The sequence below is a fragment of the Methanoregula sp. genome, assembly GCF_041645475.1.
Lineage (GTDB): Archaea > Halobacteriota > Methanomicrobia > Methanomicrobiales > Methanospirillaceae > Methanoregula.
Genome location: NZ_JBAZQA010000010.1, coordinates 37336 through 49955, shown reverse-complemented (window position 1 = coordinate 49955; position 12620 = coordinate 37336). Strand labels below are relative to the sequence as shown.

General features: G+C 46.4%; 10 protein-coding genes. 4 read left to right on the top strand and 6 right to left on the bottom strand.

Annotated features, from left to right (window positions below):
- Positions 1-21: 21 nt before the first annotated feature.
- The 3 genes from WC598_RS09235 to WC598_RS09225 all read right to left on the bottom strand — a co-directional run bounded on the left by WC598_RS09235 (position 22) and on the right by WC598_RS09225 (position 4357).
- On the bottom strand, positions 22-1080 hold the full coding sequence (locus WC598_RS09235) for an inositol-3-phosphate synthase (protein ID WP_372961204.1): 1059 nt from the start codon (positions 1078-1080) through the stop codon (positions 22-24).
- Between the two features lie 18 nt (positions 1081-1098).
- Complete coding sequence (locus WC598_RS09230; protein WP_372961203.1) at positions 1099-1881, bottom strand: hypothetical protein; 783 nt, start codon at positions 1879-1881, stop codon at positions 1099-1101.
- A gap of 688 nt (positions 1882-2569) precedes the next feature.
- Complete coding sequence (locus WC598_RS09225; RefSeq protein WP_372961202.1) at positions 2570-4357, bottom strand: hypothetical protein; 1788 nt, start codon at positions 4355-4357, stop codon at positions 2570-2572.
- Positions 4358-4490: 133 nt separating this feature from the next.
- On the opposite strand from WC598_RS09225, the gene WC598_RS09220 reads away from it, so the two are divergent.
- From WC598_RS09220 to WC598_RS09205, 4 genes are all read left to right on the top strand, one after another.
- The gene (locus WC598_RS09220; protein ID WP_372961201.1) at positions 4491-5324 is read left to right on the top strand and encodes a viperin family antiviral radical SAM protein; all 834 of its coding nucleotides are present in this window, start codon (positions 4491-4493) and stop codon (positions 5322-5324) included.
- A gap of 1735 nt (positions 5325-7059) precedes the next feature.
- A complete protein-coding gene (locus WC598_RS09215) occupies positions 7060-7404 on the top strand; it encodes an STAS domain-containing protein (RefSeq protein ID WP_372961200.1) in 345 nt (114 codons plus the stop codon).
- 110 nt (positions 7405-7514) lie between these two features.
- Positions 7515-8633 (top strand): hypothetical protein, encoded by a 1119-nt coding sequence (locus tag WC598_RS09210; protein ID WP_372961199.1) that lies wholly within the window; start codon positions 7515-7517, stop codon positions 8631-8633.
- 609 nt (positions 8634-9242) lie between these two features.
- Positions 9243-9704: a hypothetical protein gene (locus WC598_RS09205; RefSeq protein WP_372961198.1), complete on the top strand. Its 462-nt coding sequence runs from the start codon at positions 9243-9245 to the stop codon at positions 9702-9704.
- Positions 9705-9727: 23 nt separating this feature from the next.
- Here the strand turns inward: WC598_RS09205 and WC598_RS09200 are convergent, their stop codons facing one another.
- The 3 genes from WC598_RS09200 to dnaJ form a co-directional block, all read right to left on the bottom strand.
- Positions 9728-10375, bottom strand: a complete 648-nt coding sequence (locus WC598_RS09200; protein WP_372961197.1) for a tetratricopeptide repeat protein — start codon at positions 10373-10375, stop codon at positions 9728-9730.
- A gap of 72 nt (positions 10376-10447) precedes the next feature.
- On the bottom strand, positions 10448-11416 hold the full coding sequence (locus WC598_RS09195) for a DNA methyltransferase (RefSeq protein ID WP_372961196.1): 969 nt from the start codon (positions 11414-11416) through the stop codon (positions 10448-10450).
- A gap of 63 nt (positions 11417-11479) precedes the next feature.
- Positions 11480-12613, bottom strand: a complete 1134-nt coding sequence (dnaJ, locus tag WC598_RS09190; RefSeq protein ID WP_372961195.1) for a molecular chaperone DnaJ — start codon at positions 12611-12613, stop codon at positions 11480-11482.
- Between the last annotated feature and the right edge of the window lie 7 nt (positions 12614-12620).

The window sequence follows — 12620 nt, the reverse complement described above, 5'->3', positions numbered from 1 at the left end:
AAAAACGGTTGATAATAGTATTTATGATTGAATAAATTTTTTTACCCTATCGAGAGCTGTATCGTCATCGCATTGCTTCTTGGGATGCTTAAAGTAAAATGGACAAATCTCATCCAATGGTCCAGAAATTTTCTTGTCCATTGCTAATCGCATCAATCTTATCACATCAACCACTGAACCCGCAGAATTTGGAGAGTCTTCTTCTTTTATCATCATATCGACAGAAACTGGTGTATCTCCAAAATATCGTCCCTTCATAGATATCTGACAAATGCGATGGTCTCTATTCTTTTCATCAAAGACGGGAGTTGGCATATTGATTTTTGTAGGGTAAGGAATAAGGCTTTGAATGGAATCAATTTTTGTTATTAACTTTGAAGAAAATCTAACTTCATCAGACAAATTAAGATAATCCATGTTTCCAGATTCATTTGACTGAGTGGTCTCTTCAATAAAAACTCCTCGTTTCACAAAAATATCTACTAATGTCCTATGGAGAATTGTTCCCCCGATTTGGGATTTGATGTCATCCCCAGCAAGAGGAAGACCCGCGTTAGAGAATCGCGATCTCCATTTAGACTTTGATGAAATTGGCTCAGGGATTGCATTAATAAACCCGCAATCCGCTTTGAGAGCTTCATTCGCATAAAATTCAGTTGCTTTTTTGCTTCCGGTAGGAAGATAATTCACAACAATATCCGTGCCAGTTTCTTTTAGGATTTTTTTCACATCAACAGGCAGTTGTTGAACGTCTACAAAAATTCTATTTTTAACTTTACTACTTACTCCATCCAATACAGGTCCTTTATAAATTTCAGCTCCTAGATCCTTTACATCAAAAAAATTTGTTGCGTTGTTTGGATCTATAATAATTGCCTTACTTAAATCTTCACCCACTTTATTTGAGGCAATATCAAACCCGGCAACAAAATTTATGTCTGAAATTTTGTATTTTCCAATTGATTTGAATATTACATTCAGGCTTTTTTGTTTTCTTGTTTTTTTGATTGATTCGACACCTTGAACCAATGATGAGGAACAATTTCCAATCCCTATGAGCGCAACGTTAATTTTTGTCATTATCCCTTCACTATTATATCATGATTCAAGCAGTCGCTTATTATCCATTTCGATTTTTTTATCGACGGCATAATAAATAAGCCACATAATTATTATAGATATGGCAAAAAGACCAATAAATCCAAAATAATTGTGAGTTATTTCAAACACAGGACATACAAAAATTGCTGCAGTCACTGAAAAAGCAACTGCCCAAAACAATTTAATTGCTCTTACTAATCGAGTCATATTTTTTCGAGATGAAACATAGTTTTTATCGAGAGCATCTGAAAAAATCTTTTGAAGTTTCTTTTTCTCAATAGTTAATTGTGTAAATTCTTCTGGGGAGGGATGTTTCTCCAATTTCTTTAGTACCACTTCTAAATCTCTGGTCGCTCTTGATGGATGATTATAAAAAATGCAGACACCTTTTTGATTATCTGGAGAAACAATCTTTTCAAAATTATATAATTTATTCTCCCAAAATTCTATCCAATAATCACTGCCTTTTAAGATACGGGAAATAAAAATTGAACATACAAATCCAACAAAGAAAATAATGCAAAAAATAATCAGTACCTCTGGTTTGAGATCCATTATTGTTGCAGTTGGAGGACCATCCTTACTATTGTTTTGAAGAGAGATTACTGCGGCAATTACTGCAATTATGATTGTATTGAAGGCTAAAAACACATTGAATTTTTGCCAGAGTATTGTATGTTCATGATCTCGAAGATTGAGTAATATTAAATATTTATATTGATTATTTTTTAAATTGTCTTCAAGACATTCTTCGTGATTAAATGCCTCTAAAGGTTTCATGATATCCGTAACTCCGCAACGTGATTGAGTCTTTGAAATTATAATAGAAAATAGTATCGAAATTATATTTGTACTTCGTTCAATAATGGATGAAGTCATGTTGAAGATGACCTTATTTATTGATCACGTTTGAAATCATCAAACGGTGTTCATAAGTCACGTTCCTGTCAATCATTCCTCTAAATCCGACACTTACGTCTCTATGAATTTTTATCTGTAAATATCTACGAGAATAATATATGGAGAATAGATCCCGTGCATAGAATCTTTCTGCAGATTTACCCCGCCAACTCCTGATTATTTTAACCAATTGAATCCGTAAAAAGTCACGTTTGGAACCGTTTGCATAAGGTGATTTGAGGACCGGTTCGGGATTCTTGTGATGATATCCTAAGACTCACTAGATGAAATTCGGATATGTGTGATATTTTATCAAGAGGTCCATTTCGGACACTGAAACTTCGTTGTCCTAGTGCAATCCGATGCACCTCCGGAGAGGAGATCGCCCGCTGTAATATAGCTACATATGACCTCCCATTCTCCGACGTGAAAACGACCCAAAATGATCGAAACTCACCCCCATTTTCGCGAATTATGACCTCTTGATCCGGAAAACCGGGCAATCGGATCCCAATATGCAGAGATCTGGGAGGTACTTCAAAATTGGATGACGTGGGATCATTCTGCCTTACATTAGTTTCTTCTGTTTTTCTAGTTCATCCAGAAGTTTTTTGGGTACAGGATATTTCCAGTCTCCAAAGCGCATTATAACATCTCCAAATGCGTCATCAAAAAGCAGTCTATTCCGACGATAAATCATCATAAAAAACGTTTTCTGGTCCTGGTCAATTAACGATCCTGCACAGGATTCAATCGAGTATTTAGATTCTTGAGACAGGGCGACCTGAGAGAATGCGTGATCATCATAGAAATCCTCCCTCAATAATACCCGGTTGAGATCCATAATTATTGATGTGACCAATGCTGGATTTGGATCATTCATTCTCTCATAGAAAAGAAGCAAATTGTGCAATCTGTTTGACATTTTATTTCTGACATAATTTGCCACTAACGTGTTCTCCCTTAGTTTTTTCAGGAAAGAAATATGACTTCTGATTTCTGGTAATTTCAGAAAATATGGTTGAACTTGTGACTCTTTTATCCAGATTTTAACAAGTGAGTTATCTTCCATTTGATCTTCGTTTTTCAGCATTTTTTCGTTGGTAATTTCCCTCGGTTTTGTGGGTATGGATTTTATTTGCGTTGTCGAAAAGGTAAGATCATAATATATCTCATATCCGCAGGATAGTCGAATCATTATCAAGGCATCTTCCTTTTTATCCTCCCCGGAATAAGATCGTCTTGATGGAAAGTTCCTGATGAAAAACTTCTCTACAATACAGTTATGCGGAAGAAGCATCGTTCTTCCAACATCCATCATTGCCCGGGTTATCAAACGACCAAATAATTCATTTCGAAATGCCTCATTATTCCTTTTAATGAACCCCTCTTGGATTTGGAACGTCGGCCAATCCCCAAGAACAAATTCTGAAAGGGCTGCTGGTGAACTTTGAATTAATGCCAGTATGGGAAGAATCAACCGTTCTCGCTCCACAATGCGAGTATGATCATAATAGGGGCTGGGATATTGCCTCAGCGTCTGATCAAATCTTTCCTCATCCCGAATAATTTTTTCCAGATCATATTTTCGTTCGTCATCAGTGACTTCTCTGGATTGAATAGGGATCTGGGTATGGGTGAAAGGAGAAATTGTCCATCGGAAAACCTCCTTTTGATAAACCGAATGGTTTTCAAAATCCCGGATACCATCTTGGATGTGTGATTTAAGATTTTTTTGCGAAAGAGTCTCATCGGCCTCCCAAGATCTGAACGCTTTCAGAATTTCATCCGGTTTCCAGTCAAGAATACCGATACGAACTAATATCGAGACATTTCTTTCGGATAAAATTAGACGAACCAGGTCCTCATCAATAAATTGCGATAAGTATGGATAACTCAGCATTTCAATGAAATAATAATCAGGACATCGTTCTTTCACAATTGAGAGAACGATTTTAAATGTTTTGAAATCCGTTTTTAAGAAAAATTTGGTAGTCTCCTGGTTTTTTTTCCCGGCTCTTTCTCCTTCAACCCGCTCAAAAATACCTACTTCTGTAAAATGCCGGCATGCAGCTCTGGCAGTAGGTGGATGGACCTGAAGGATATCTTTGCATTGAGAATGTGACAAATCCGAATGAGTTTTCACATCCATTGGATTATACGGATTAAATTTTCTTGTAAGTTTCTTAACAATTGCATCAGGATATGAATAGAAGTGGTCTTCCAATTGCATGGCAAGAAGATCTTTTTTTCGATGTGTCGCCATCTCATTTTTACAAAGAACAAAACTTTCCTCTACAATAAATAATTTTAAAATAAGCCACTCTTTATCTGTAATTTTTGGAATTTGACTCATTAATCATCTCTTGTCCGATAATACTGATAAACCTAAAAATAATATTTAAATTTTTCTGAACGAGAAGATTGTGATGCAACAATTTTATGCGTTCAATCTGGATATTAGGGCTCAAAATTTATAGATTAATTGCATGTCAAAAAGCCACCTTAAATCTGCTAACTGGCATATGACCTCCCATTGCAACTACCGATGCACGTTCTGTTGCATGCAAAATCTTACGGGCGATCTCACGTCCCTTGAAAAAGGCGAGAACGTTTTGAATCATTTAAACCGGTTGGGGATCGAGAAAATAAATTTTGTCGGGGGTGAGCCGATGTGCAGTGCCCTCATCTTTGATCTCACACGAATCGCAAAATCAATGGGGTTCACAGTTGGGATCACGAGTAATGGGTCGATGATGAATGACGAGGTGATGAACCGACTATCAGGATCTGTTGACTGGATTGGTCTCTCAATTGATTCTGCATCCGATTATATTGAGGAACTGTTGGGGCGTGGCAATGGATTCCATGTCGCACATTGTCTGGAAATAGCTCAGACCATTCATGATCTTGGAATTAAACTTAAAGTCAACTCCACGGTAACCCGCTACACGTTTCTGGAAGATATGCGGGATTTAATCCGGCAGTTGGATCCATCCCGGTGGAAAATCTTCCAGTTCCTCCATGTAAAAGGCCAGAACGATGATGCGGTAGAGACACTGGGAATCACGGATGATGAGTTTTCACAATTCCGGACCCTCAACGGAAATCTCCAACTCCGTCGTGGAGCGTTTCCTGTGTTTGAATCCGCCACATGTATGATCGATTCGTATCTGATGCTTACTCCGCAGGGAACATTATTCCTCAACACAGAATTCCCATTCAGGGAATACTCCCTTGAATCGGTTCAGGCAGATACGCTGGCGGATATTATTAACACCAAGAAGTATTTCCAGCGGGGTGCTGTTTACGACTGGAACTAGATCCAAAGATCCTCCGGTTCATACTGTGCCTCGAACATGTCCGGGAGGTGCGGATATGTAGTATTTTGTGGTTTACAGGAAAAATCATGAATTGTGTTTTGAATAAAAACGTCAAAGAGGTAAAAAAATATGACAAGTAACCAACGAGCTGATGTAAAGAACACGAACAACCCTTCTCAAAAAGCAGCTGTGGACAATCGATCAAATCAGCTGAATCCCAATCATGCCCCTTCAAAATCCAGTGGCAACAAGAAGTAATCTTTTGGATCTTTTCCCTTTTCTTTTTCTTATAGCCCTTATGACCTCTCACTCCCCCCGGAGCCGGAAAAAATCCGAGTCCTAGATACCCCCTCCCGGACAAGAGCCCGTCCGGAGATGAGATCGCCCGCTGTAATATGGCTATATATGACCTCCCCCTCTCCGACGTAAAAACGCCCAAAAACCTTTGAAACTCTCCCTCCTTTTCGCGAATTATGACCTCTGGATCCGGAAAACCGGGCAATTGGAGCCCGATACGCAGAGATACGGGAGGTACTCCCAAAAGAGGGGTATCCCCGGCAGAGAATATGCCCATGCTATCCCCCTCCCGACAGGACCCCGGGACCCCGCACTTGCCCCATGCCAAAATAAGCCCGTACAGGGCTCCGTTTGAGATCCAGCCCGTCCCGGCCGTTGCGGTGGACCGCAGATTGGGCCCGGATCCGGTTCCTGTGGAGAATCTGCCCGAAATTCGCCCCGTTTGCCAAAATCTGCCTGGAAACGACCTCGCAGAATGGCCCGTAATGGTGGTCCAATAGGGATGTTTTTCGCCACTATCTTCAGCCCATCCGGACCCGGAAATGCCAACCAAATGCGGATAACGCGGTCATATATTCGGAAGAAGATAAAAAACCCTCAACATGGAGGTTACCTAATAATTTCCCCGATATTTTTTCGGGGTTTCCGGATTACCGCAGGCTGGTCTTCACTTCTCTTTCCAATCTGATTGTTGTGCGACCGGCCGGGATCTCTGGGCATTCTCCGGGTCGTATCGGATCGTTTGCACTCATGTAGAGGTACTTAACTTTTGATCAGCAAACCTTGATGAAAATTTTTATTCCAGACTTTGATTTTTTATTTTCCATCAAGCTTTGATGGTAAAAAAATCATCGCGATCACGATCGCGATTGAAAATCGGATCCGGATCAATCAAACCTTGAATTTTATTTTTCAATCACGCTTTGATTGAAATCTTTTCAGCAGACCTTGAGTGAAATTTTTTTAGGTGAACCCTGATTGAAAACTGGTATCCGCGATTGTATTCCCGTCATGAACTGGCATTTTTGGCAGATGCAGATCTGGTTAACTTTTCGCAACCGGACCGTGATTGAAATTTTTCCGGCAGACCTTGATTGAAATTTTTTCATCAAACCTTGATTTCAAAAAAATTATCGCGATCACGATCGCGATTGGAACATTGATCCGGATCAACCGGACCTTGAATTTTATTTTTCAATCAAACCCTGATAAAAAAACCCTGATAAAAAAAATTTCAGGCAGGTCCTCCCGCAGGTTCCGGCTCTTGTTCAGTATTCCTCATGAGTGTGCGAATGCTCATTTCGGGATATCCCAGGTATCATGTTCCACAGATCCTGTACCCGGTAAATCCCTCTGCAGGTCTCCCCCCCAAAAAAACCGAACCCTTAATACTCCGAAAGGAGACAGGACTGTACGAATCCCCGGGTGAGTGAACCGTATGGCCTTGTGCGAAGTCCGGACCCATGACAACATTCTGATCCTCACCCTGCCCCTCTCGGTCGACCATGTCGTCTCCATGACCCTGAAGACCGAGATCCAGGGCTATATTGCACAGAAACCCAAATCCATTCTCTGCGACATGTCGCAGACCCGGTACGTCTCGAGCTCGGGGTTGCGGGTTTTCCTGCTCATAGCAAAAGAAGCAAAAGTAGCCGGGATCCATTTCGGGCTCTTTGCCATAACCCCGTTTGTTGATCACGTCTTTGGCGTATCGGGTTTCAAAGCCCTTCTTGCCTTCTATGACTCAGAAGATGCAGCGGTCCGGGCAGCCATGAGATGGTAAGCCGGCGTTTCCGGCTCAGGACGCGGATCGTCCTGTCCCGCCCGTTTTAAGACGCTGATACCATTAAAGCAAATTACATGAGAAACAATAATTAAACAACTGTGTAACATATGGCGAAATACTGTCCTGAATGCAAAAAAATGATACCGGATTCGCTGAGTTATTGCCCGGACTGCGGGACTCATCTCGATGTGGTGATCAAACCCAAAATCGAAGATGATAATGTCATCCTTGCCGCAGAATTTTCCTACCGCAGGGATTCCCCGGTAACATCCCTGCTGAAAAAATACGGGCTGATCGTGGCGGGCGTTGTAATTATTTGTGCCGTCGTGATGATCTCCCTTTTTTTGTCGGGAATCATCTCACCGGGCACGTCTTTGGGAACTGGTGTCCAGGAGCCGGGATCCCTGGAAACCCCGCAGGGAGTAAACACAACCGTGACCCTTATTCCTGCAGCCCCGGCGGAAAGCGCAAAGGACCGGAATATCCGGGTCATCAAGGGAATCGTTGAACAATACCATAAGGATCATACCTATATCGGCAACGACATCTTTGACTGCGAGAAGATGGCGATGGATGTCTGGGATATGGTAGAGACCCAGGGGATCACGGCGAGGATCCAGGTGGGGAATGTTGAGAAGAATGTCTCAAAGATCGAGGATGCGAACCATGCCTGGGTTCTGGCAGAAGTAGCACCGGGCCAGTGGGTTGGCATGGAAACTACCGGAGGCTACCTCGTCTGCCCTGTCAACGCGGTCTGTTCTGTCAATAATCCCCGGTACTTTACCGGCTGGAGTTTTTCCAATCCAAAGGAACTGAATGCTGCATATGAACAACTGAATCATCCCTGCCAGAGCGGGTATGTGCTCGGGTCCGACAAAGTCTGTCATGTTGCCTGTGGCGGGAGCACCTATTGTCTCGGCGACAGTGTCTGCGTAAACGGGGAATGCCGGGGTTGTCTTTCAGGATATGTTCTTGGCGATGATCTCAAATGCCACGCAACGTGCGGCAATACAAAATCCTACTGCAAAGCTGGCACGGTCTGCGTGAACGGGGAATGCCGTGGGTGCGATCCCGGCTATGTTCTCGGAATGGACTACGAGTGTCACCAGCCCTGCGGTACGACAACTTCGTACTGTACTGACGGAACTGTTTGCGTGAACGGCCAGTGCCGCGGATGCGATGACGGCTGGTATCTTGGCAATGATCTCAAATGCTACAAATACTAAACGGATTCTGCATTTGCAGATCCGGACACCCGGGTTTTACCCGGTTTAGCGGGTGCCGGTGGAATCGGGGAGGGTGATGCAGGTCCCTGCTGGTGGAATGCCCGCCGCCAGACCCGGTGTCTTCGGCGCCACTCAGCCATGTGGTTCCCGTGCACCTCTTTTCGGAACTGATCTCTGTGCCTCTCCGTCTGTGTTCGGCAGGCTCTTTTAAAAAAAGGGTAATGTACTATTCCCGCACCTTAAATCCAGGAAGGATTTACGGAGTGAAAAAAGGTAAAAAAAACATGCCTGAAATTTAATGCAAAAAGTAAATTCGTTTTGGAGCGGAAATACTGACGCTCCAGGGGCTTTCCCCCGCCGCTATGGCGCCCCGGTTGCGATAGTGCTGTATTACCTGAATCGGGTTTTTGGTAATACCGGGGAATCGCATGCGCCCCCGCCCCCAATGGGGGCAGGGTCGGCGCAAAGGGGGGGCGGACTGTTGTAAAAGATAGATGTCAGGGGCTGGATTGGCACTTTACCCTAAAAAAATCCTCAATCCCGATGATCCGGATTGGGTCCCGGCAGTAAATGAAACGGTTATCATCTTCCCGGTTCTGATATTCTGTCATGAGAAGACCGGTTTTCATTATCATCCTTCTTGTGCTTGCCGTGATGGTGTGTGGCTGCATGCAGACCCCGGCCACGCCACCGGCAACCTCGGTCCGTATTGACGCGACCCCGCAGCACTACTCGCCCATGATGTCATCAACGGTTGGCATCGGACTTACTCCGAACGTATCCGGGTTCAGTACCGCTGATGCCCGCTATGAATGGAACGCCAGCTATGGCCGGTTCTCCGGCTGGAGTGCACCCGGGTACCGTGTCAGTGAACAGGGATCATCCGCAATAACGAATGGCGAAAAGATCTACTGGTCGTTTTATCCGTTCCCGGAATCACCAGTCGTCCCCCCGGTGATAATCACGCTTACCGCAAAAGAGAACGCAACCGGCCGACTGCTTGGCAGTTCAACGATGACCCTTGGATGGGAGCAGAACAATACGTTTGTTGTTGTGCAGAAGATCGAGTAAAAAAAACGAGTAATTTTTTTTAATCAGTATTCTTTCCGCACGGCACGGTACCATACCACGGCACCGATCACAATAACGGCAATCACCACGGCATAAAAGATATTTGCCGCCCTGAACGGGGATTCATCATCCCGCATCTGGACTGCCATCTGCCGGTAATAATCCAGGCGGGGATAATTGGGATCAAGGGATTTGACTTTGTCAAAGGCTGCAATTGCCTCGTCATACTTTTTCATGCCCGCAAGAGAGAAGCCTTTGAAGAACCAGGCACTGGTATTGGAGGGGTCGATAGTTATTGCAGTATCATAGGCTTTCTGCTCGTCCTCGTACCGCCCGAGCATGTACAGGATCGTCCCCCGGTTGAGCCATCCCTGGAGATACTGGGGATTGAGACTGATCGCTTTGTCAGAAGCAATGAGGGCATTGTTGTACTGCTTGTTCTTGTTGAGGGCATCGGCCAGGGCATTCCAGGCCTCGTAGTACCCGGGCTCAAGGGCCGTTGCATTCCCGTAGGCCGCGATCGCCCCGGCATAATCTTTTGTGGACATGAGGGCATTTCCCTCATTGTAGTACCTGGCCGCATCGGCCGAATAGGCGAGGACCGGCATGCTCAGGATGGCCAGGCCCAGGATACCTGCAAGAAGAATAAACGGGAGATTTTTGCGTCTCATAGCAACCTGATCATATCTGGAACGGGAACCAGATAAAGAATATGACCTTAAAACCCGGGCCTGGCGAGCGGATCAGTTCGTCAGCACCAGGACACGCCGGGTCAGGCTCTTGTGCACCCGCTGGTCGTGACGCTGGAGCACGGTCATGTGATCGGCAGCAATGCCGGCAATATCCTTGTGCGTGACAACAACGGCACGCCTGCCGGGTTTCAGGATCCGGCTGATTTCGTCAAGAGCATCGGCATACAGCTGGTCCATGGTGTCGGTCTTTTTGATGCAGACGGATTGGCCGTAGGGCAGGTCCGTTACTACGGAATCGATGGACCGGCTCGAGAACGGCAGGGCGGTTGCATCGGCAAGGAGGAGTTCCGGGTTCCGGATATTCCGCCGGCAGCCGGCAACCATCATGGGATCGAAATCGCTTCCGAGCGGACGGGCAGAGAGCAGCCCGGCCTCGATCAGAATTCCCCCGGTGCCGCAGAACGGGTCCACGAGGATATCGCCCGGCTTTGTACAGGCAAGGTTGACAAGCGTTCTTGCCATCCGCGGCATCATGACGCCCGGGTGAAAAAAGTCCCGCTTCCCGGGGTTCCGTTCATCGTAGGCGCTGCGGGATATCGCGAACAACACCCTGCCAAAATAGCAGCGGTCTTCCGAGAGGATTGCCCGGTATTCCACGTCAGGATTTGTTAAGGAGACCGGCCCGGCGATCATCGTGCCGATGAGATTTTCAAACTCTTTCTGGGAACAGGGGTTGCGCTCATTGCATCCCCCGTGCACTTTCTTGGCCCGGCCTGCAAAGGTTCGGGTTGTTTCGATTGCAAGGTCCTTGAGAAGTGTCCGGAATGCGGGGATGGACGGCTCGCATTCGCCAAGGTATTCGAGCACCACCTGCGTCATCGCGAGCCGCTCTGTTTCCCGTGGGTCCGGGCATTCGGCAACCGCAACCTGCAACCGCCGGTCAAGAACGTTGCCGACACAATCGAGTTCGGCAAACGGGAGCGTTGCGTTCTCGCCGGAGAGCTCGAAAATAAGCTTCATTGGTACAGTATTGGCATTGAGCGTTCAAATACGTGTGCAAAAACGTGTGTAAAAAGGGAAAAATTATTTTTTGCCCTTCTTCTTGCCGCCCATGATGCCGGAGAAGAATCCCCCGCCATCGCTGTTCTTTCCTTCCAGCTCGGCGATCTTTCCATAGAGTTCCTTCTGCTCGTTGCTGATGGATCTCGGGGTGACGATCTTTACCCGGACAAGCAGGTCGCCCGGTTTTCCCCGGCGCTTGATTCCTTCGCCGGGGATCTTGAGGGCGGTATTGTACTGGATCCCGGCCGGGACATGGAGATCGATGTGCTTGTGATCGATGGTCTCGACATCGACCGTTGTCCCGAGCACGGCCTGTGCCGGCGAGATCTCGATTAAGGTCTCGAGGTTATCTCCCGTCCGCACGAACCGGTCATGGGCCTGGACATAGATCTCGATGAAGAGGTCGCCGTTGTGCGCCCCGTAGTCACCCGCTTCACCGTAGCCTTCCATGCGAAGGCGCATGCCGTTATCGACACCGGCCGGGATGTGGACGGAGACTTTCCGCTTGACCCGGGTATGGCCGGATCCGCGGCAGTCCTTGCAGACCTTCTCGGGGATCTTTCCTTTTCCTTCGCACTGGGTACAGGGCGTCATCCGGACAAACTGGCCAAACGGCGACTGGGCGGTCTGGCGCATCTGGCCGGTGCCCCCGCAGCGGGGACAGGTGTTGAGCCTCTTGGTCTCGCTGCCGGAACCGCTGCAGGTCGGGCACGGCTCCGTGTGCATCACTTCAATTTCGCGATCTACCCCGGCAACGGCATCTTCCATTTTTATCTGGATCCGCATGAGGAGATCTGCGCCGGGCTGCGGGCCTGACCGGCCCCTGCCCCCGCCGCCAAAGAAGTCGAAGATGTCTCCAAAGCCGGAGAAATCGGAGGAGAACCCGCCGCTGTTGTATCCTCCCCCGCCACCGGAATACGAGCCTTTCGAGGCGTTCGTAAACGTCTCGTGGCCCATGTTGTCGTACTGGCGCTTCTTCTGTTCATCGGAGAGGACGCTGTACGCCTCGTTTATCTCCTTGAATTTTTCTTCAGCGCCGGCATCTTTGCAGACATCGGGGTGGAATTTGCGGGCGAGGTTCCTGTAAGCTTTCTTGATCTCCTTATCATCAGCATTCCGGGGTATGCCGAGCGTCTCGTAGTAGTCCGCGCCCATTCTTGCT